Source organism: Streptomyces sp. NPDC127129 (assembly GCF_042671585.1).
In the GTDB taxonomy this organism is placed as follows: Bacteria; Actinomycetota; Actinomycetes; order Streptomycetales; family Streptomycetaceae; genus Streptomyces.
The window spans coordinates 89,495-109,380 of the sequence record NZ_JBHXTV010000008.1; the positions used below are offsets into that span (position 1 = coordinate 89,495).

Annotated in this window: 17 protein-coding genes and 3 tRNA genes; 17 read left to right on the forward strand and 3 right to left on the reverse strand. The window is 72.8% G+C overall.

Annotation, left to right across the window (positions count from 1 at the left end):
- Positions 1-19 precede the first annotated feature (19 nt).
- Both ACFVGW_RS17115 and ACFVGW_RS17120 read right to left on the reverse strand, forming a co-directional pair.
- Positions 20-1,459, reverse strand: a complete 1,440-nt coding sequence (locus tag ACFVGW_RS17115; protein ID WP_383225503.1) for an FGGY family carbohydrate kinase — start codon at positions 1,457-1,459, stop codon at positions 20-22.
- Between the two features lie 126 nt (positions 1,460-1,585).
- A complete protein-coding gene (locus tag ACFVGW_RS17120; RefSeq protein WP_352190786.1) occupies positions 1,586-1,888 on the reverse strand; it encodes a YtxH domain-containing protein in 303 nt (100 codons plus the stop codon).
- Positions 1,889-2,057: 169 nt separating this feature from the next.
- On the opposite strand from ACFVGW_RS17120, the gene ACFVGW_RS17125 reads away from it, so the two are divergent.
- From ACFVGW_RS17125 to ACFVGW_RS17145, 5 genes are all read left to right on the forward strand, one after another.
- A tRNA-Asn gene (locus ACFVGW_RS17125) sits at positions 2,058-2,130 on the forward strand.
- 5 nt (positions 2,131-2,135) lie between these two features.
- Positions 2,136-2,208: transfer RNA gene (locus ACFVGW_RS17130), tRNA-Asn, on the forward strand.
- 176 nt (positions 2,209-2,384) lie between these two features.
- Positions 2,385-2,461: transfer RNA gene (locus tag ACFVGW_RS17135), tRNA-Ile, on the forward strand.
- A gap of 297 nt (positions 2,462-2,758) precedes the next feature.
- Positions 2,759-3,949: an NAD(P)/FAD-dependent oxidoreductase gene (locus tag ACFVGW_RS17140; RefSeq protein WP_385852541.1), complete on the forward strand. Its 1,191-nt coding sequence runs from the start codon at positions 2,759-2,761 to the stop codon at positions 3,947-3,949.
- Between the two features lie 24 nt (positions 3,950-3,973).
- Positions 3,974-4,912: a sigma-70 family RNA polymerase sigma factor gene (locus ACFVGW_RS17145; RefSeq protein ID WP_385852542.1), complete on the forward strand. Its 939-nt coding sequence runs from the start codon at positions 3,974-3,976 to the stop codon at positions 4,910-4,912.
- A gap of 109 nt (positions 4,913-5,021) precedes the next feature.
- On the opposite strand, the gene ACFVGW_RS17150 is transcribed toward ACFVGW_RS17145, so the two are convergent.
- Positions 5,022-5,684, reverse strand: a complete 663-nt coding sequence (locus ACFVGW_RS17150) for a DNA-binding response regulator (protein ID WP_385852543.1) — start codon at positions 5,682-5,684, stop codon at positions 5,022-5,024.
- A gap of 332 nt (positions 5,685-6,016) precedes the next feature.
- Here ACFVGW_RS17150 and ACFVGW_RS17155 point away from each other — a divergent pair, with 332 nt between their 5' ends.
- The 12 genes from ACFVGW_RS17155 (at position 6,017) to ACFVGW_RS17210 (ending at position 19,878) form a co-directional block, all read left to right on the forward strand.
- On the forward strand, positions 6,017-6,340 hold the full coding sequence (locus ACFVGW_RS17155) for a hypothetical protein (protein ID WP_352190777.1): 324 nt from the start codon (positions 6,017-6,019) through the stop codon (positions 6,338-6,340).
- Positions 6,341-6,424: 84 nt separating this feature from the next.
- The gene (locus ACFVGW_RS17160) at positions 6,425-6,697 is read left to right on the forward strand and encodes a hypothetical protein (protein ID WP_361434901.1); all 273 of its coding nucleotides are present in this window, start codon (positions 6,425-6,427) and stop codon (positions 6,695-6,697) included.
- Positions 6,684-7,526, forward strand: coding sequence for an ABC transporter ATP-binding protein (locus ACFVGW_RS17165; protein WP_385852544.1), 843 nt, complete (start codon positions 6,684-6,686; stop codon positions 7,524-7,526). The genes ACFVGW_RS17160 and ACFVGW_RS17165 overlap by 14 nt, the downstream gene beginning before the upstream one ends.
- A complete protein-coding gene (locus ACFVGW_RS17170) occupies positions 7,523-9,088 on the forward strand; it encodes a hypothetical protein (protein ID WP_385852545.1) in 1,566 nt (521 codons plus the stop codon). The genes ACFVGW_RS17165 and ACFVGW_RS17170 overlap by 4 nt, the downstream gene beginning before the upstream one ends.
- Positions 9,085-9,567 (forward strand): hypothetical protein, encoded by a 483-nt coding sequence (locus ACFVGW_RS17175; protein ID WP_383225483.1) that lies wholly within the window; start codon positions 9,085-9,087, stop codon positions 9,565-9,567. Before ACFVGW_RS17170 ends, ACFVGW_RS17175 begins: the two co-directional genes overlap by 4 nt.
- A gap of 441 nt (positions 9,568-10,008) precedes the next feature.
- Positions 10,009-10,422, forward strand: a complete 414-nt coding sequence (locus ACFVGW_RS17180; protein ID WP_385852546.1) for a hypothetical protein — start codon at positions 10,009-10,011, stop codon at positions 10,420-10,422.
- Positions 10,419-11,429, forward strand: coding sequence for a phosphate ABC transporter permease subunit PstC (gene pstC, locus ACFVGW_RS17185; protein WP_385852547.1), 1,011 nt, complete (start codon positions 10,419-10,421; stop codon positions 11,427-11,429). The genes ACFVGW_RS17180 and pstC overlap by 4 nt, the downstream gene beginning before the upstream one ends.
- The gene (gene pstA / locus ACFVGW_RS17190; RefSeq protein WP_385852548.1) at positions 11,426-12,751 is read left to right on the forward strand and encodes a phosphate ABC transporter permease PstA; all 1,326 of its coding nucleotides are present in this window, start codon (positions 11,426-11,428) and stop codon (positions 12,749-12,751) included. The genes pstC and pstA overlap by 4 nt, the downstream gene beginning before the upstream one ends.
- A gap of 135 nt (positions 12,752-12,886) precedes the next feature.
- Entirely contained in the window at positions 12,887-14,617 is a 1,731-nt protein-coding gene (pstS, locus tag ACFVGW_RS17195) for a phosphate ABC transporter substrate-binding protein PstS (RefSeq protein WP_385852549.1), read from the forward strand.
- Positions 14,614-17,199, forward strand: a complete 2,586-nt coding sequence (locus tag ACFVGW_RS17200) for a hypothetical protein (RefSeq protein WP_385852550.1) — start codon at positions 14,614-14,616, stop codon at positions 17,197-17,199. Before pstS ends, ACFVGW_RS17200 begins: the two co-directional genes overlap by 4 nt.
- A 95-nt stretch (positions 17,200-17,294) precedes the next feature.
- A complete protein-coding gene (locus tag ACFVGW_RS17205) occupies positions 17,295-18,290 on the forward strand; it encodes a substrate-binding domain-containing protein (RefSeq protein ID WP_385852551.1) in 996 nt (331 codons plus the stop codon).
- 13 nt (positions 18,291-18,303) lie between these two features.
- Positions 18,304-19,878: an Ig-like domain repeat protein gene (locus ACFVGW_RS17210; RefSeq protein ID WP_385852552.1), complete on the forward strand. Its 1,575-nt coding sequence runs from the start codon at positions 18,304-18,306 to the stop codon at positions 19,876-19,878.
- Positions 19,879-19,886 lie beyond the last annotated feature (8 nt).

Here is a 19,886-nt window from a genome sequence, read left to right on the forward strand (position 1 = left end):
CCAGCCGAATCCGTTGCCGCTACGCGCCGAACGCGCCCGGGTGCGTCTGCTCCCGCGTGGCCACGTACTGCTGCCGCACCGCCTGGCCGACCGCCAGCTCCTCACCCGGCTCGAAGACCTGCGCGGCGGCGCCCTGCCAGGCCGGGGGCGCGGCCGGGGAGAGCGTTCCGCGCGCGACCCCGAGCGCCCAGGCGGCCTGCCGCGCGGCGCCACGCGCCGCGTAGTCCGCGGGCTGCGGGACGACGACCTGCGCGCCGAAGACCGAAGGGGCGATCGCCTGGACGGCGGGCAGCCCGGCCGCCGCGCCGAGCAGGAACACCCGGCGGACCTCGACGCCGCGCCCGCGCAGGACGTCCATGGCGTCGGCGAGCGAGCAGAGCATGCCCTCGAACGCGGCCCGCGCGAGGTGCTCGGGCTTCATCGACTCGCGGCGCAGCCCGCTGAGCGTGCCGGCGGTGTGCGGCAGCTGCGGGGTGCGCTCGCCCTCCAGGTACGGCAGGAGGACGAGTCCGGAGGAACCGGGTGTCGACTTCAGCGCCAGCGCCGACAGCTCCTCCAGGCTCTCCGCGCCGAGCATCTCGGCGGTGCCGCGGAGCGCCCGCACCGCGTTGGAGGTGTGGACGACCGGCAGGTGCATCCCGGTCGCGTCGGCGAAGGAGGTGATCAGGCCCTGCGGATCGGCGAGCGCCTCGTGGTGCACGGCCATCACGGAGCCGGAGGCGCCGAGGGAGACGACCGCGTCACCGGGGCCGAGCCCGAGCCCGAGCGCGGCGGCCATCGTCTCGCCCGTACCGGCGGAGATCAGCAGCCCCTCGGGGGTGGTCCCGGCGGCGTCGGCCGGGCCGAGGACCTCGGGGAGCACGGCCTGGTGGCCGAGGGCCAGCTCGACCAGGTCGGGGCGGTAGGCGCCCGCGCCCGCCGACCAGTAACCGGTGGCGGAGGCTGCGCCGCGGTCGGTGGTGCGGCGGACGGGGCGTCCGAGGAGCTGCCAGACCAGCCAGTCGTGCGGCTGGAGGAGCATCGCGACACGCTGGGCGTTCTCCGGCTCGGAGCGGGCCAGCCAGCGGAGCTTGGTGACGGGCTGCCCGGCCTGCGGCACGGAGCCGACGGCCTCGGCCCAGGCCTGCCGCCCGCCGAACGCCTCGACGAGATCCGCGGCGGCGACCTGCGCCCGCTTGTCGTTGCCGACCATCGCGGGCCGCACGAGGGCGCCCTGCGGGTCGAGCGGCACGAGGCCGTTCTGCTGGGCGGAGACGCCGATGGCCTGCACCCCTTCGAGCAGCCCGCCGCCGGCGGCCTCGCCGAGCGAGAGCAGCCAGGCCTGCGGGTCTACGTCGGTGGCCTTGGGTTCACCCGGGTGCGGGGCGTACCCCTGGCGCAGCACGGCACCCGTGTCCGCGTCGCAGACGACGATGCGTGTGAACTCGGCAGAGCTGTCCAAGCCGGCGACTATCCCCATGTAGGAGATTCTGCCGCACGCCGGGGAGTACGGGGAGCGCGTGCGGGGTAGGAGACGCGTTTTCGGGCATCCGCCCGCCCTCCGGCGGCCGGCTCGGCCGCCGCTGCCGTGCCGGACACCGCCCGGCTAGGTGTTGCTCACACCCCAGTCGTCCTCGGTCACCTGGCCGTTGTGGTGGCGCAGCGCGTGGATCCGGTCGGTGACCGAGACCGGCAGCTTGTCGCCGACCTTGTCGCTCACGGCGTGGAACGCCTTGCCGGCGACCTGCCGCCCGGTCTGCGCCGCGGACTCGGCGGCGTTGCGCACCGCCGGGTTCTGCGAGAAGTCCCGCGCGGACTTCTTCATCTGCTCGTATCGCTCGCGCCCGGAGCGCGTGCCGAGGACGTAACCGACGGCCAGTCCCACGACGAACGTCAGCTTGTACCGCACGGCGGCACCACCCTTCCCTTGAGCTTCCCTGATCCTTCACTGGTGCCCACGAGCGCCCACGGCATACCGATTGGCGGAGCACCCCCCTGCTTGCGCTAATGTATGTGTCGCAGCGAGCGAGCGCCGCCCGGGAACACCCGAGGTGGATCCGTTCGGTGCAACGCAGCAATCCCCTGTAGCTCAATTGGCAGAGCAGCCGGCTGTTAACCGGCAGGTTACTGGTTCGAGTCCAGTCGGGGGAGCGCGATCCCCTGTAGCTCAATTGGCAGAGCATTCGGCTGTTAACCGGAGGGTTGCTGGTTCGAGTCCAGCCGGGGGAGCAAGCGAAAGAGGACCCTTCGGGGTCCTTTTTCTTATGTCCGGGAACCATGCGCCACGCTGCGCGGTCCTCATGGTCGAGCAGTGCGCGGCAGAGCCCGACCATCCGGAGCAGGAGATCGTATGAGCGGCTATGCTGCGGCAGACGGCGCGCACACATGTACGCGCCACGCGCCAAGGGGCGGTAGCTCAGCCGGTTAGAGCAGCGGACTCATAATCCGTCGGCCGTGGGTTCGAGTCCCACCCGCCCCACCACCGCATGGTGAAGCAGAATCGTTCTGACCAGGCACTTTCCCTGGTCGGACGATTCTCGCCACACGATCGCGACGGGCCTCGCCCACGCGTCTCCCCCAGTGTGGGGACCGAGCGTCGAGGCGAGCGGTCCGACACGCCCGAGTCACTCGGATGCCGCACCACTCGGTCCCCGCGCCCCTGCCGTGGTCGCCCCGCGACACCCCTCCCCGCTGGGTGACCCACGTCACACGGAGCGCCTGTCAGCAATGGCGGCGCCGTCTCGTCAAGGGGGTACGGACACGAGACAGGAGCAACGCCATGAAGCACCGCATCGTCGTACTCGGCGCCGGATACGCCGGGGCCTTCGCCGCCGGGAACCTGGCTCGCCGGCTTTCGCCCGCCGACACCGAGATCACCGTCGTCAACGCCGGGCCCGACTTCGTCGAACGGATGCGGCTCCACCAGCTCGCCGGCGGCCAGGACCTCGCGGTCCGCAAGCTCGCCGACGTCTTCGCCGGTACCGGGGTGCGCCTGCACCTGGCCCGCGTCACCGCCCTCGACCCCGAGCGCAGGACGGTCGCCGTCACCGGCGAGGACGGTGACGGCGAGCTCGGGTACGACACGCTTCTCTACGCGCTCGGCAGCTCCGTCGCCCGCCACGGCGTCCCCGGCGTGGCCGAGCACGCCTTCGACGTGACCGGCCTGTCCTCGGCGCTGCGGCTGCGCGAGCGCCTGGACGGACTGGGCGCGGGCGGCACCGTGCTCGTGGTCGGTGAGGGGCTGACCGGCATCGAGACCGCCACCGAGCTCGCCGAGTCCCGGCCCGGCCTGAAGGTCGCGCTCGCCGCCCGCGGTGAGCTGGGCGCCTGGCTCTCCCCGAAGGCCCGCCGCCACCTGCGCCGTACCTTCGACCGGTTCGGCATCACCGTCCACGAGCACACGGGCATCGAAGCCGTCGAGCCGTCGTGGGCCATCGGGGCCGACGGCAGGTCGATCCCGGCCGACGTGACCGTGTGGTCGGCCGGATTCGCGGTCCACCCGATCGCGGCCGCGAGCGGCCTGGAGGTGGCCGAGACCGGCCAGATCGTCGTCGACCGCACCATGCGTTCGGTCTCGCACCCGGACGTCTACGCCGCCGGTGATGCCGTCCATGCGATCGGCGACAACGGCCGTCCGCTGCCGATGTCCTGCGCCTCGGCCGGGTTCACCAACATGCAGGCGACCGCCGCGATCATCGCCCGGCTGACCGGCGCCGAGGTCCCGACGACCGGGCTGAAATACCACGGCAACCACATCAGCCTCGGCCGGCGGGACGCGATCTTCCAGATGGTGGACGGGGACGCCCGGGCGAAGTCCTGGTACCTGGGCGGCCGGACCGCCGCACGGCTCAAGGCGGGCGTGCTCAGCGGGGCCGGGTTCGGCATCGCCCACCCGACCTTCGGTATGCCCAAGCGCAGGCGCCGCCTGGCCGCCGCGCCCGCCGCTCCCGGTGTGAGGGTCACCGCCTAGGTGACGCCGCCTAGGGTGTTCCGCATGGACAGCGCTGCCGTCGACCGTTTCGAGGCCAGCCGGGGGCGGCTGGCCTCGCTCGCGTACCGTCTGCTCGGCTCGGCCGCCGACGCCGAGGACGCCGTCCAGGAGACGTTCCTGCGCTGGCAGGCCGCGGACCGCGCGCGGGTCGGGGTGCCGGAGGCATGGCTGACCAAGGTCGCCACCAACCTCTGCCTCGACCAGCTCCGTTCGGCCCAGGCGCGCCACGAGCGCGCGGCCGGTGCCTGGCTGCCGGAACCGCTCCTGGAGGGCGACCCGATGCTCGGCCCGGCCGACACCTTCGAGCAGCGCGAATCGGTGTCCCTGGCCGTGCTGACCCTGATGGAGCGACTCTCGCCCTTCGAGCGGGCCGTCTACGTCCTGCGCGAGGCGTTCTCGTACGGCCACGCCGAGATCGCCGGGATCCTCGGCATCACCGAGTCCGCGAGCCAGCAGCACCTCCACCGCGCCCGGGCCCGGGTCGGCGCCGAGCGCCGCCGTGGCGCGGAGACCGACCCCGCGTCCGCCCGCCGGGTCGTCGAGGAGTTCCTCACCGCCGCCGTGTCGGGGCGGACCGAACGCCTGGTGGCGCTGCTCACCGACGACGTGACGGCGGTCTCGGACGGCGCCGGACTGGCCAGGCACCTGCTGCGGTTGCGGACGCCCGAGCGCGTCGCCTCGTTCGTACGGGCCGGCTTCAGGTCCACCCCGGCGAAACGGCGACTGGCCGGCGGCTCGCCCGCGTTCCACATCGCGCGGGTCAACGGCTCTCCGGCCGTGCTCGCCGTGATCGACGGCCGGGTCGTGGGCATGGTCGCGTTCGGTATCGGCGACGGCAGGGTCGCGTCCCTGCACGGCATCGCCGCGGCGGAGCGGCTCGGGCGGCTCAGCGATGCCTGGGGCCGGCACGAGCCCGACGCTCCGGTCATCGACGCGTGGTGACGCGCCGGACCATGGTGACGCGCCGGCGCAGGGTGACCTGAGCCGCCGGAATCCGCGAGGGCCGCCCCCGACGGTGCGGCGGGCGGCCCTCGCGCGGCCGGCCGGCTGTCTACATCAGCGGGGCGTACGCGGCCGGCGCCGTAGGCAGGTCGATTCCGTGGGCGAAGAGGGCGGCGCGGACCCGGTTGTCGACGCCGATCTTGCAGTAGATATTGCTGACGTACGCCTTCACCGTCGACGCCGTGAGCCCCAGCCGTCCGCTGATCTCCACGTTCGTCAACCCGCCCCCGATCAGGGCCAGAATCTCGCGCTCACGCAATGTCAGAAACGCGGGCAGCGGCTTCTCTTCACGCCCGCCCAGCTTCGGGCCCGGCAGAAACGAGCACCACAGCATCGCGAGCGGCAGCACGGCCGCGCCGGCGGCCATCGTGTGCACGGCGTGGGCCAGGGCCCGGGGGTCCACCCCCTCGGGAAAGTAGCCGGAGACGCCCGGCGGCAGGGGCTGGGGCCGGCTCGCCATGCTGTCCGGGTCGCCGATCAACGCGACCGGCACGCGCCGGAGTTCCCGCCCTCGCAGGGCCGTGAGGAACAGCTCGAGCTCGGGCAGCTGGTCGGCGGCGAGCACGCTCGTCCGCGGGCCCTCGCGCACCGCGGCGATTCCCGCCTCCGCGGACGAGCACACGGTGACGGCGAACTCCCCTGTTTCGGTCAATGCCTGTTCGAGGCCTCTGCGAATCCATGGATGGTGATGAATGAGGGTGACGTGGTCCATGGTGAATCCCCCTGAGTACTGCAATAAGCCGTGGTCGGGAGGAAACCTACCCCAGACAATCAGCCACGCCCCAGGGACAGTTAAGAGGGAATTCGATCAGAAACGGTTGCGGTCCGGTGCCCGACAACCCGGGATTGCGCGGACGGTGACGTATCGGCCGACTTGTCCCGCGGACCAACCAAAGGAGGCGCGCGATCGGCAGTGTGCAGGGCCGCGCCGAGCGCAGAGGATCAAGGCATCCCGGCGGCTCCGCCACCGGGGGAGTGCCCGCCCCGCTCCAATCGGGGCGGGCACCTGCTCGATCGTATCGATCCCATCGAAAGGAACGACAGGTGCTCACTGCCCTGCGCGAGACGCCGCTGCGTCTTGCCACCCAGGCCCAGATCCTCGCCACCACCGCCCCCGCGGCCCTGACCCAGCACGCCTCCATGGCGCTGGCCAAGGCCAAGGGCACCGAGGACGAGCCGCGCTTCCTCGCGCACCGCATCTGGCAGATCGTCCTGATCGTCGCCATCGCCGTCGTCCTGGTCGCCGGCATCGTGTCCTACGCCCTGGTCGCGTACCAGTGCGTGAGCCGTGGCTACGACCGCGTCAAGTGGAGCGGCCCGAACGGCTGGCGCGTCTGGGAGTTCAAGATCATCTGCGAGAAGTACTGAGTCTGAACGCCCGGCTCGCCCCCACGTCCCCCGACGTGGGGGCGGGCCACCCCTTCACCCGTACCACGACCTCTTGGACCCAGCGTGAAGAAGATCGTCAAGTCCGCCCTCCTGGCGCTCCTGGGCGGGGCCGGCCTGAGCCTGGCGGCACTGGTGCTGTCCATGATGTACGCGATGTCCCGGGACGGTTCGGTCAGTGTGCCGGGCCTCATCGACTACGTGCAGACCGACGCCCAACTGAGCATGCAGCCCTCCGGGTACTTCCCGCTCGTCATCGTCGCGCTGGGTGTCGCCTGCTTCCCGGTGGCGTACGGCGCGCTGTCCAGGAAGCGGGGTGACGGCCATGCCGCCCGGTGACCCCGCCGTCGTCGTGGAGGGCGTTGCCGCGCCCGCCCGCGCCGAGGACTCGCCGTACGAGATCCCGCTGGCGCTGGAGGGCCTGAGCAAGCGGTTCGGTGGCCGCCACGCCCTGCGCGACGTCACCGTGACCATGCCCGCCGGCGCCGTGTGCGGACTGGTGGGGGCCAACGGAGCGGGCAAGTCCACCCTGTTGCGCTGCGTCATCGGGCTGACCGAACCGAGCGGCGGAACCGGCCGGGTCTTCGGGGAGAAGCTCGGCACCGACTCCGCGAAGCGCCTGGTGTCGTACGCGCCCGACGAACTGCCCATGCCCGACATGCTCACCGGTCACGAGTACCTGGGTCTGATCGCGGGTCTGGAGGACCGCCCGCGGGACCTGATGCGCAACGCCGAGCGGCTGGCCGAGATCTTCGGCATCGACGGCGCCCTCACCAAGCTCGTCGGGTCGTACAGCCACGGCATGAAGCGGCGCCTGCAGTTCGCCGGAGCCTTCAGCAGCGACGCCCCGCTGCTCATCCTCGACGAGCCCTTCTCGGGTCTCGACGTCGAGGGCTCCGTGCTCCTGCGGCTCGCGCTGCGCACCTGGACGCGATCCGGACGCTCCGCGCTGGTGACCATCCACGACCTGCACACCGCCGAACGCGAATGCGACTTCATCGTGGTGCTGTCCGACGGCCGCCTCGTCGCGCAGGGCGCGCCCCGGTCCATCAGCGAGACGGCCGGGACGTCCACGCTCGAAGCCGCGGTGCTGCGCCTGAGCGGTCTGGAGAACGTCTCGGAGACGGCGGACGACATCTTCGCCGAACTCATGGGGCCGGGCTCATGACGGCCGCCCCCGTGTCCGCCGGCGCGCGCGGGCTCCACCTCGCGTCCCCGCGGCCCTCGAACCGGCGCTCGCTGCGGCCCTCCCTCGCCATCGCCGGGGCGACCGCGCGGTCCCAGCGCAACACCGTGCGCCAGATGCTGCGCCGTTCCCCGGTCGTCACGTCGGCCGTCCTGCTGGCCCTGGTCGTGTTCGGGCTCGCCATGGTCGCCTTCCAGGTCCAGGCCCTCGCCCCGCTGGTCCACGAGCAGACCCTCACCGCCCTCCAGGACCGCCAGCTCAAGGAGGTCAACCGGGCGGCGCTCGCCGGAATGGCGGCCGCGGCGTCGGGGGCCACGCTGATCCTGGACATCCTCGGTCTCCAGCCCGCGGGCGTCCGTGTCCTCGCCGTCTCCAAGGGGGTCGGCCGCTGGAACCGGGCCCTGGGCGAGCTGATCCCCCCGTACGTCACGGCGATGACCGTGGCCTCCTTCCTGGTCGGCCCCGTCACGGTGCTGTCCCTCACGCGCGTGCAGGCGACCGGCGGCACCGGCTTCTGGCTCGCGCTCGCCGTGGCCCTGCTGTTCACCGCGCTCACCGCGCTGGTCGCCACCGTCACCACGCTCGCCGTCCAGGCCCTGACAGCGCTGGTCATGCGGTCGTCGAACGACGCGCTCGGCGTGAAGTCCGTCAGCGCCTCGCTCTGCGGCGTCCTCCTCATCACCGGAATCGGTCTCGTCCTCGCCGGCCGCACCTGGGGCCTGTACGTCCTGTGCCCGCCGCTGGCCGTGACCGGAGGCGTCCCCGAGACCCTCACCGGCGTGCTCCTCGCGGTGGTCGCGGGGCTTGCCTGGGGCGTGCTGTGCGCGTACGTCCTCTCCTTCGCCGGCACGACCGCGCGGAACAACGAAAGCGGCGCCCCGTGGCGGCTGGGCTTCGTCCGGCTGCCGGGACGCGGCGCCCGGACGGAGGCGCGCCAACTGCTGCGCGACCCGCTCTACATCTCCGCCACGTCCGTCTCCCTCGCCGCCGCGGCGGCCATCGCGGTCCTGTATCACCTCGGCTATCTCCAGGACGCCACGGCCTCGTTGCTCCTGCTCGCCGTCTGCGGCATCTCCTCCCTGATCACCGGTCTCGCCCCGTTCCGGCTCGCGGGCAACGCCTGGATCTACGCCATCCACCCCCGGGGCTTCTCCCGCTGGGGCCGGCAGAACGCCTTCGGGGCGATCGCCGCGGGTCTTGCCACCGTCGTCGCCGTACGCGTGGTCAGCCTGGTGCCCTTCGAGGCGGGCCGGGACCTGGTCATCCTCAGCATGGCGCTCGCCGGGAGCGCGCTGAGCGTGCTGTACGGACTGGCCACGGTGACCGCCGACTTCTCGGAGAAGCGGGTGACCCTGCTGGTCAGCGGGTTGTCGAGCGGAGCGACCCTGGGCGCGCTGTTCTGGCTCGCCTCCTCCGTCGACGCGCTCTCCACGGCCGCGGCGACCGCGGCCCACTGGCTGCTCGTGACCGCGGCGGCCCTCTGTGCGGTCCAGCAGGTGATGCGGGTCAAGGACCGCGACTTCGCCCGGACGGCCGAGCGGTGATCCTGCTGCGCCTGGTTCTGGTCGCCCTCGTCCACGGCCGCAGGCCGATGGCCTGGCTGGCGCTCGCGACCGGACTGATGCTGGTGTGCGTCTGGCCGGCGGGCTGGACGTTCCGGCTCCTCGTGCTGGCGGGGTTCGTCGCCGTCCCGCTCAGCGTCGTCGTGCACGAGTACGGCCATGCCCGGACGGCGCTCCTCCTCGGGGCGCGCGAGCTGCGGGCCGAGTGGCGGGGCGGCTCGATGGCCGTGTCGCACGAGAGCCTCGGGGCGGCGCGGAACCTGGCGGTGGCGCTCGGCGGACCCGCGGGCTCGGGAGCGGTCGGCGGAGCCCTCGTGACCGCCGGCCTGCTCTGGGGATGGCAGCCCCTGGTCCTGCTCGGAGCGATCGTCGCCTTCCCCGCCAGCACCCTGATCCCGCCCGGTCACGACGGGCGGACGTGCCGCCACCAGGCCCGCGAGTGGCTGGCCGCCCGAGCCTGACCACGTATCGGGAGACCTAGGCCCCCGCCCTCACGGACGAGCCCTCACGGACGAGCCCTCACGGGGCTCGTCCGTCGGTCGTCGGGGGTGCCTCGCCCGCCCCGCCGCCGTAGGGTGAACCGCGTCGCGTGGCCGGAACGCACACCTCCGCGGGGTGCCGGGGGAGTGAGCCGTTCCGAATGCCGCATCTCCCTCAGCGGCGGCCATCCCCGGATCGAGCGGTGCCGGGCTCTCCCTCTTCTCGTCGACACCTCCCGAGGACCTCTACTCCTCGTTCATTTTTTCTCCGTCTCTGCTTCACCGATCCGTGGAGCGCGCACCGCCCAGTGCCGTGATTGTCATGCGCGCAGCCACGGCGGCGGGGTCGATTGTCGGCCACGCGTGAGGTCCGGGCGGAGGGGGCGATCCGTGTCTCGGCCACGGTTTCTGTTTGTCTCATGGGTGGACGTCGAAAGACGCCAGGCGCACGAGTGGACGCCGGGCGCGCTCGGCGCGGAAGCCGTGACCTGGCGGCTCGTCGGCGCCAACAACCACGAACTCGGCCGCGGCCCGGATGTCCACGGCGGCCACTCCTCCTGCTGCGCGGCCGTCGTGCGGCTGCGCGAAGGGCTCGACCGCGCGGTCCCCCTCTTCAGCATGGCCGCCACCACCGGGGCATGGACCTGGCAACTCGCCCTCGACGAGCACCGCGTCGCGGTCGCCGCACGCTCCTTCCGGCGCCAGCGCGAGTGCCGTCACAGCCTTCAGCTCTTCCTCGCGGCCGCGGCCGAGGGCGAGCCGGCCACGAGCGTGACGTACACCCGGCGCCTGCGTGGTCTGCGGCTGCCCGACGCCGTGCAGGGGAACGCCTCGTGAGCACCGTCACCACCGCCGACACCGACGTCGTCGACGTGCCGCGCCCCAGGTCCAGGGCGGGTGACCCGGCCGACCGGCTCTTCCGCGGCGGTGCCCGCGGCGCCGGCGGCATCGTCCTGATCACCATGACCCTGGTCGGCGTCTTCCTCGCGGTCCGGGCGGCCGATGCGCTCGGCGAGGCGGGCTGGTCGTTCGTCACCACCCCCGCCTGGGAGCCCGACTCCCAGAACTTCGGCATCGCCGCCGTGCTTCCCGGCACCCTGCTCATCGGCGCCACCGCGATCACCTTCGCCGTCCCGCTCGCCCTCGGCACCGCGCTCTACATCACCGAGTACGCGCCCCGCAGGCTGCGCCGGACGCTGGTGAGCCTCGTCGACCTGATGGCCGCCGTGCCCAGCGTGGTCTACGGCCTGTGGGGCTTCTTCTTCCTCCAGCCCCACATCACCGGCCTGGCCCGCTGGATCTCCACGTACTTCGGCTGGATCCCGGTCTTCACGGTGGACGGCGCCGATCCGCGCGACCCGCTCGCGCCCGCGACCGTCTACACCTCCTCCACCTTCATCGCCGGGATCGTCGTGGCGCTGATGGTCACCCCGATCGCCTGCTCGGTGATGCGCGAGGCGTTCGCCCAGGCCCCGCCCGGGGAGCGGGAGGGCGCCTTCGCGCTCGGGGCGAGCCAGTGGGGGGTCATCCGTACCGTCGTCCTGCCCTTCGGCAAGGGCGGCATCATCGGAGGGACGATGCTCGGGCTCGGCCGGGCGCTCGGCGAGACCATCGCCGTCGTCATGATCATCTCGCCGGTCTTCTTCTTCCAGCCGCACGTCCTGGAGAACGGCGCCAACTCCGTCTCCGCGCTGATCGCCCTGCGCTACGGAGCAGCCAGCCCGCTCGGCATGTCCGCGCTGATGGCGGCCGGCCTCTCGCTCTTCCTGATGACCCTCGTCGTCAACTTCATCGCCTCCTCCGTCGTCGCGCGGAGCCGGTCCGGAACGGGAGCCGAGGCATGACCACGGGCACCGCAGACACCACCGCGGCAGGCACCGCGGACACCCTCGAGTCCCCGGCGGTCACGGGCCCGACGGTCACGCCCGACGTCGTCCCCGACGGCCCCGGCGCGCCCGCCGAGGCCCGGCGGGCGACCTCCACGCTGCACGCCCGCGACGTCTTCGCCCTCGTCGGCTCGGGCGCCGCGGCCGTGGCCATGACCGCCGTCCTCTTCGGGCGCGTGCTGCCGTGGAACGCCCCGCTCGGCTTCACCGTCGTCGCCTACCTCGCCTTCACGGCGCTGTACGCCGTCCTGGTCTCCCTCGACGAGACCGGCGCCACGGTCCGCGCCCGGCTCGCCCAGACCCTGGTCCACGCCCTGGCGGGGCTGCTCCTCGCGGCGCTGCTGTTCATCGTGGGCTACGCCCTGTGGCGCGGTCACGAGGCGCTGCCGCACCTGAACTTCTTCACCGAGGACATGTCCGGCACCGGACCCCTCCAGCCGATCACCGACGGGGGCATGCTGCACGCCATCGTCGGCACCCTCCAGCAGATCGGCATCTCGCTGCTCATCACGGTGCCGCTGGGTCTCGCCTGCGCGGTCTTCCTCAACGAGGTGCCGGGCCGGTACGCCCGGTTCGTACGGACCATCGTGGAGGCGATGACCGCGCTGCCGTCCATCGTGGCCGGCCTCTTCGTCTACGCCACCGCGATCCTCGCCCTGGGCCTGGACAAGTCCGGCTTCGCGGCCGCCCTCGCGCTCTCCGTGATGATGCTGCCGATCATCATCCGGGCCGCGGACGTGGTCATCAGACTGGTGCCCGGTTCGCTCCGGGAGGCCTCGTACGCGCTGGGCGCCGGACAGTGGCGCACGGTGTGGACGGTCGTGCTGCCCACCGCCCGCTCGGGGCTGACCACCGCGGTGATCCTCGGGACGGCGCGCGGCATCGGCGAGACCTCCCCGGTCCTGCTGACCTCGGGCGCCGCGACCGGTCTCAACCTCAACCCGTTCGACGGGCCGCAGACCTCGCTGCCGCTGGCCACCTTCACCCTGGTCGCCTCGCCCGAGAAGACCATGATCGTCCGCGGGTTCGGCTGTGCCGCGCTGCTCATGGCGCTGGTCCTGCTGCTCTTCCTGCTGGCCCGGCTCATCGGCGGGCGCGGCCCCGGCCAGCTCAGCCGCGGCCAGCAGCGCCGCCGGGCGGCGGCGTCGCTGCGCGACCTGGAGCGGATGGGCGGCGCGCGGACGGCGACGCCGGCATGGCCGCTGGGCGCCGAGGGCGACACGGGAGGCCCGCGCCCGGGCCGGCCCGGTCCCGAAGGACCGACACCGCCGGCCGGCTGACGGCCCGTAGCCCCACACGCTCCCGTACGACACGCCTCGTACGACCGTACGACCGCTCGCCCGCTCGCCCGCTCGCCCGCTCGCCCGCTCGCCCGCTCGACCGCGCTCCACCCGCCACCGATCAGGAGACCCTCGATGTCCGGACGCCCACCGGCAGCACTCCCCATGCGCGTGCTGCGGCGCACCCTGGCCGTGCTCGTCACCGCCCTGGCGCTCGTGGTGCCCGTCGCGCCGCCCGCCGCCGCCGAGAGCTACGTACCGGTCTCCGGCGCGGGCTCCACCTGGAGCCAGAACGCCCTCGACCAGTGGCGGGCCAACGTCAAGCAGTACGGCATGACGGTCAACTACAACGGCACCGGCTCCTCCGACGGACGCAACCAGTTCCGCAACGGCACCGTCGACTTCGCCGTCTCGGAGATCCCGTACGGCATCAACGACTCGGGCGTCGCCGACCCGCCGCCCTCGCGGAAGTTCAGCTACATGCCGATCGTCGCGGGCGGCACGGCCTTCATGTACAACCTGCGGATCGGCAACCGCCGGGTGACCAATCTGCGGCTCTCCGGCGAGAACGTCGCCAAGATCTTCACCGGCGTCATCACGATGTGGAACGACCCGGCCCTCAAGGCCGACAACCCGGGGCTCGCGGCCAGCCTCCCGGCCCGCAGGATCGTTCCTGTGGTCCGCTCCGACGGCTCGGGCACGACGGCCCAGCTCACCACCTGGCTCAGCAAGAAGCACGGCGGCCTGTGGGACGCGTACTGCGGCAAGGCGGGCCGTCGCACACCCTGCGGGCCCACCTCCAACTTCCCCGTCATCGGCGGCAAGGGCTTCGTCGGCCAGTCCGGCTCCAACGGCGTCTCCGGCTACGTCGCCCAGGACGGCAACCAGGGCACGATCACCTACGTCGAGTACTCGTACGCCGTCTCCACCACCGGCTTCCCGGTGGCCAAGATCCTCAACGAGGCGGGCTACTACACCGAGCCCACCGCCCAGAACGTGGCCGTCTCGCTCACCAAGGCGGGCATCAACGCCGACCTCACGCAGCGCCTCGACGAGGTCTACAACAGCGCCGACCCGCGCACCTACCCGCTCTCCAGCTACAGCTACATGATCGTCCCGACCGCGCTGGAGTCGAACTTCAACCCCCAGAAGGGCAAGTCGCTCGGCGCGTTCGCCACGTACTTCCTCTGCCAGGGACAGCAGTCGGTGGACCGGCTCGGCTACTCGCCGCTGCCCATCAACCTGGTCCAGGCCGGCATGACGCAGATCCGCCGCATCCCCGGGGTGGTCGCCGAGAGCGTCGACATCAAGAAGTGCAAGAACCCGACGTTCTCCAGCGACGGCACCAACACCCTCGCCAGGACGGCACCCCAGCCGCCCGCCTGCGACCGCAAGGGCGCCACCCAGTGCGACATCGGCACCGGAGGCGACAAGACCCCCACCAGGACCGGCGGTTCCTCCGGCGGTTCCGGCGGCAGCGGCGGCGCGAACGGTGGCGGCACGGGCGGTTCGGGCGGTACGGGGACGGGCGACGCGACCGGCGGCGCAACGGGCGGCTCGGGCGGCGGCTCCACCGGTACGACGGCCACGGGCGGCACCGGTGCGACCGGCGGCTCGGGCGCCGCCACGGGCGGCGCACTCGACCCGGACACCGGCCAGCCCATCGCCGCGGGCGACGCCGGAGGCTCCGGCGGGGGCGGCGGCGACCTGTACGGCGTCCCGGTGACCACCGCCGCCGGCGTGGGCGGAGGGCTCCAGACCGCCCTGATGACCCTCGGCGCCCTGCTCTTCCTCGCCGTCACCGTGGGCCCGCCGCTGCTGCACCGGCGCCTGGCCGCCCGCCGCGCGGGGGAGGAGTCCCGATGACCCGTACGCGTCCCCGCCCGACCGCCCGTACCGCGGGCCGCTCCCGGCTGCGGCACCTCGTGGGCACGCTCTGCCTCGCCCTGGTCCCCGTCGTCGCCACCGTCGGCACGGGCCTGGACCCGGCCGCCGCGCCCGCGTACGCCGCGACCGGCGACGGCTCGCAGGCGACCGTCCCGGGCACGGGCCCCTTCGCCGACCTGAAGGTCACCGTCAGCCAGACCCGCAACCTCGTCAACCAGGTCGTCAAGGTCACCTGGACCGGGGGCGCGCCCACCGTCTCGGACACCGCGTACGCCGCCAACTACCTGCAGATCATGCAGTGCTGGGGCGACGAGCGCGGTCCCGGTACCGACCAGTGCCAGTTCGGCGGCTCCTCCGCCCTCGGCGCGGGCGCCGGCAACCAGGCCGCCGGGGCGTACACCAACAGCCGCCAGCTCAACTACGGCGCCCACCTGAAGGACTCCGAGAACCAGCCGCTGCCGCCGCCCAGCCCGAGCGGCATCTCGTACGCGCCGTTCCGCTCGGTCACCGGCGACGACGTCAGCCCCGGCAACTGGAACGAGTTCTTCGACGTCAACAGCACCAACGAGATCCCGTACGCCCGCACCAACGCACGCGGCGCCGGCGAGGTCTACTTCGAGGCGCAGACCGGCGTCGAGGCCCCCGGCCTCGGCTGCGGCGCGGCGATCGAGAAGCAGGGCGCGGTCACCGGCCGCGGCTGCTGGCTGGTGATCGTGCCGCGCGGCACCACCGAGGTCGACGGCTCCCCGTACACCGGCCAGTCGAGCGGCCAGCTCCAGTCCTCGCCCCTCAGCCCGGCCAACTGGAAGCACCGCATCACCGTCCCGCTCGGCTTCGAACCCATCGGCAGCCACTGCCCGATCGGCGCGGAGGAACGCGGCACCCTGGGCAGCGAGATGGCCGCCGAGATCGTCACCCGCTGGCAGCCCACGCTCTGCCGGACCGGCGCCAAGGCCATCTACGGATACGCCCAGGTGCCCGACGAGACCGCGCGCGTCAAACTGCTCTCGGGCAAGCCCGGCCTGGTCTTCGTCGGCCGCCCCGCCCAGATCACCACCCCGCGCGAACCCCACCGCGCGCCCGTCTACGCCCCGGTGGCGCTCTCCGGCATCACCATCGGCTACTTCATCGAGAGCCAGGCCTCGTTCGCGGCCCCCGACGAGGTCAGGCAGCGCAACGGCACCCGGATGACGAGCCTGCGGCTCACCCCGCGGCTGGTCGCCAAGCTCCTCACGGAGTCGTACCGCGACGGCGTCTCCCGCTTCGCCGAGAGCGTCGCGAAGAACCCCGTGAACCTCGGCCGCGATCCGGAGTTCATCCGGCTCAACCCCGCCTACGCCGACCTCGACTTCGGCGGGAAGCTCGGCGACGCCCTCGTCCCGCAGCCGCTCGCCGACACCACCCGGCAGCTGTGGGAGTGGGTGGCGCAGGACCCGGCCGCCGCCGAGTTCCTGAAGGGGACCCCCGACGACACCGGCACCCACGGCAACGCGGGGAACGCGGGGATGACCGTGAACCCGCACTACAAGAACATCGCCCTGCCGGTGGACTCCTTCCCCAAGAGCGATCCGTACTGCCAGCCCTTCGAGGACCGGCCCGACTTCCCGCTCTGCATCCAGGACAAGAAGCCGTACGCCACCGACATGCACGCCGCCGCGCGCGCGGCCGGCCGCGGCGACACCCTGGCCCGTACCTCCTGGGACGCCACCGCCACCCCGCCCGCCTACAAGAAGGACCCGCCGCAGCCCGCCGGCCAGCGGGCCGTGCTCGCCGTGACCGACACCGCCACCGCCGAGCGGTACGGACTGATGCGCGCCGAACTCCTCAACGCCTCCGGCCGGTTCACCGCCCCCGACACGGCGTCCCTCACCGCCGCCGCGAACGCCCGCAAGCCGGGCGCGAACGGGGTCAGCGTGCCCGACCCGGGCACGAGGAACCCGGCGGCCTATCCGCTCACCGTCCTCACCTACGCCGCCACCGTCCCGGCCGATCTCACCGCCGCCGAGGGCCGTGACTACGGCACCCTGCTGACCTACGCGGCCGGCGCGGGACAGACCCCGGGCGTCACCTCCGGCACCCTGCCGCACGGCTACGCGCCGCTGCCGCAGGCGCTGCGCGCGCAGACCCGTGAGGCCGCGCAGAAGGTGACGGCACTGGCGGGCAGGTCCCCGTCGACGTCTCCCTCCCCGTCCACGGGGACGGGCAGCGGAGGGACGTCCGGCGACACCGGTTCCGCCCCGACGGGCGGCGGTCCGGGCGGATCCGGTACGGGCTCCGGCACCGCGGGCGGCCCGGGCACGGGAGGCGCGGCGGACGCGGGCGGGACGCAGCCCACGACGAGCCCGAGCCAGGCCGCGCCGCCCGCCGCCGGCAAGCCCTCACCCGGCGCGCCCACCACCACGGCACTGGGCGCGCCGACACCCGGCTGGGCCGTCGGCCTCGTCCGGCACGCGCTGCTGGTCTGTCTGATCGTCGGCGCACTCGCGGCCTTCGCCGGCCCGCTGCTGCCGAGGTACCTGCCGCGTCTCGTGGCGGCCGCACGCCACCGCACAAGGAGGTGATGCCCAAGTACGTCTGACTCGTCCGCGCCAACGGAAGACCCGCACACGCGCCCCGGGCACCACCCGGAGCGCAGCCTAGCTGAGGAGAACCCCCAGTGAACAAGAAGAAGACCGGCCTCGCCTTCGCCGCGGCGGCGATCGCGGTCGTCACCGTCGGTGGCGGCCTCGCCTCCGCCGACCCGGCCGGCCCTCCGCAGTACCGCCAGCTCTCCGGTGTCGGTTCCGACACCACCCAGGACGTCATGAACGGCCTCGCCGACGCCGTCGTGGTGAACGGGCAGAAGGTCATCGGCTCGTACGACGCCACGGGTTCCGCGAACATCACCACCAAGAACCCGGCGACGAACCCCAACTGCACCATCCCCCGCCCCAACGGCTCGGGCGCCGGCCGCTCCGCGCTGCTGACCTCGCTCCAGGCCGGCAACGGGTGCCTGGACTTCGCCCGTTCCTCCTCCCTGAGCCTGGGCGCGGCCAACCCCGGCCTCACCTACGTGCCGTTCGCGATCGACGGCGTCTCCTACGCCATCACGCCCGGCTCGTCGATCCCGCGCAAGCTGACGCTGGCCGACCTGAAGGCCATCTACCACTGCGACCCGAACTACGTGGGCGCCGGACCGAACTACGACATGACCGTCTACCTGCCGCAGGCCGGTTCCGGCACGCGCTCCTTCTGGCAGTCGCAGATGGGCATCACCGAGGCCGACGTGGTCGCGGGCGTCTACCCCTGCATCAAGGACAAGAAGGGCACCGCCCCGGTCCAGGAGCACGACGGCCGCGTCCTCGACGACAAGTCGATCGTCCCGTTCTCCATCGCGCAGTACCAGTCGCAGTCCTCGCAGACCATCGCCGACCTGCGCGGCCGCGCGATCCTCGGCACGGTCGACGGCCTCTCGCCGACGGTCCTGAACAGCGGCTTCGGTGTGAAGCGCGACGTCTACAACGTCATCCCGACCAGCAAGGTCGGCACGGCGCCGTGGAGCGACGTCTTCGTGGGCCCGAACTCCGGCATCTGCAAGCAGACCGCCGTGATCAACACCTACGGCTTCGCGACCAACCCGAACTGCGGCGACACCACCAAGCAGACCCCCTGATCAGGAGCTTGACGTGCTGAAGAACAGAGTCTCCCGGGCCCTGGCCCTCGGTGTCGCGGCCGTCACCACCGCCTTCGCGGCGGGCCTGGCCACCGCCGGCGCCGCGTACGCCGCGCCGATCGGCACCCTCGACATCACCCCGGCCACCGGTGCCGACACCAGTGGCATCTCCTTCACCACCTCGGGCGCCTGCCCGGCGAACGCCACCAACGTGCTGGTGAAGGTGGAGGGTTCCGGCTTCCCGGCCGGCGGCCTCAACGTGGTCGGCAACTCGCCCATCACCACCTACCCCACGGCGGGCAACGGCGGCATGGTCATCCCGCTGACGTCCACCATGCGCGACTACGCGTCCCAGGCGGGCTTCACCACCCTCCAGGGCAAGTACGACTTCACCGTCATCTGCCGGACCGCGTTCAACGGGACGAGCCTCGGCGACTTCACGGGCGCCGTCTGGTTCACGTCCAACACGACGTACCAGGCCAACGACCCGGCCGTGAAGACGGACACCAGCACCTCGCTGGCGGTCACCCCGGCCGGTCCGGCCCAGGTCGGCACCGCCGTCACACTGACCGCCACGGTCACCCCGTCCGGCGCTCCGGGCTCCGTACAGTTCAAGGACGGCTCCGCCGACCTCGGCACCCCGGTCACCGTGACCGGCGGCACGGCGACGCTGACCACGAGCAACCTGACGGCCGGCACGCACGCGCTCACCGCCGTGTTCACCCCGTCCAACGCCTCGTACAACGGCTCCACCTCGACGGCCGTCTCCTACGAGGTCAAGCCGGCCGCGGCGACGCAGACCACCACGGCCCTCGCGGTCTCCCCGGCGGCGAGCACCCCGCAGTACAGCCCCGTCACCCTCACCGGCACGGTCTCCCCGGCCGGCGCTGCGGGCTCGATCAGGTTCACCGACACCGTCGCCGGCGCCACCACGCCGCTCGGCACCGTCCCGGTCGGCAACGGCACCGCCGTCCTGACCACCTCCAGCCTGCCGGCCGGTCCGCACTCCTTCACCGCCGTCTTCGTCCCGGCCGACCCGGCCCGGTACACCGGCTCGGACTCCGCCGCGATCCCGTACACGATCGGCGCGTTCACCGGAGTGACCGCCTCGGAGACCATCACCACCACGGTCAACGCCGGCGCGCTCGTCATCAGCGTCGACAACCCGCGGGTCACGCTCCCCTCGCCGGTGCTGAACAACGACGGCGACCTGCTCACCACGGCCGGCGCCCTCAGCCCGGTGACCCTGACCGACACCCGCGCCGGCAACCCGGGCTGGACCGTCAGCGGCCAGGTCGCCGACTTCTCCGACGGCGCCACGCACACCATCAACGGCCAGAACCTCGGCTGGTCCCCGAAGGTCGTCGACAAGGCGCCCGCCCAGACCGTCACGGCCGGTTCCACCGTCCCGGCGGCGTCCGGCGCGGCCCCCGGCGACACGGGTACCGCGGGCCTGAAGGCCGCGCGCACCCTCGCCAACGGCACCGGGCTCGGCACCGCCCACATCGGCGCCGACCTGGCCCTCAACGTGCCGACCTCCACGGCGGCCGGCACGTACACCGCCACGCTCACCCTCACCGCCATCTGATCCAGGCG

Coding starts and splice junctions, on each gene's coding strand:
- ACFVGW_RS17140 (WP_385852541.1), top strand. CDS start 2,759: ATGAAGCACCGCATCGTCGTACTCGGCGCCGGATACGCCGGGGCCTTC.
- ACFVGW_RS17145 (WP_385852542.1), top strand. CDS start 3,974: ATGGACAGCGCTGCCGTCGACCGTTTCGAGGCCAGCCGGGGGCGGCTG.
- pstA (WP_385852548.1), top strand. CDS start 11,426: ATGACCACGGGCACCGCAGACACCACCGCGGCAGGCACCGCGGACACC.
- ACFVGW_RS17165 (WP_385852544.1), top strand. CDS start 6,684: ATGCCGCCCGGTGACCCCGCCGTCGTCGTGGAGGGCGTTGCCGCGCCC.
- ACFVGW_RS17170 (WP_385852545.1), top strand. CDS start 7,523: ATGACGGCCGCCCCCGTGTCCGCCGGCGCGCGCGGGCTCCACCTCGCG.
- ACFVGW_RS17115 (WP_383225503.1), bottom strand. CDS start 1,459: ATGGGGATAGTCGCCGGCTTGGACAGCTCTGCCGAGTTCACACGCATC.
- pstS (WP_385852549.1), top strand. CDS start 12,887: ATGTCCGGACGCCCACCGGCAGCACTCCCCATGCGCGTGCTGCGGCGC.
- ACFVGW_RS17200 (WP_385852550.1), top strand. CDS start 14,614: ATGACCCGTACGCGTCCCCGCCCGACCGCCCGTACCGCGGGCCGCTCC.
- ACFVGW_RS17150 (WP_385852543.1), bottom strand. CDS start 5,684: ATGGACCACGTCACCCTCATTCATCACCATCCATGGATTCGCAGAGGC.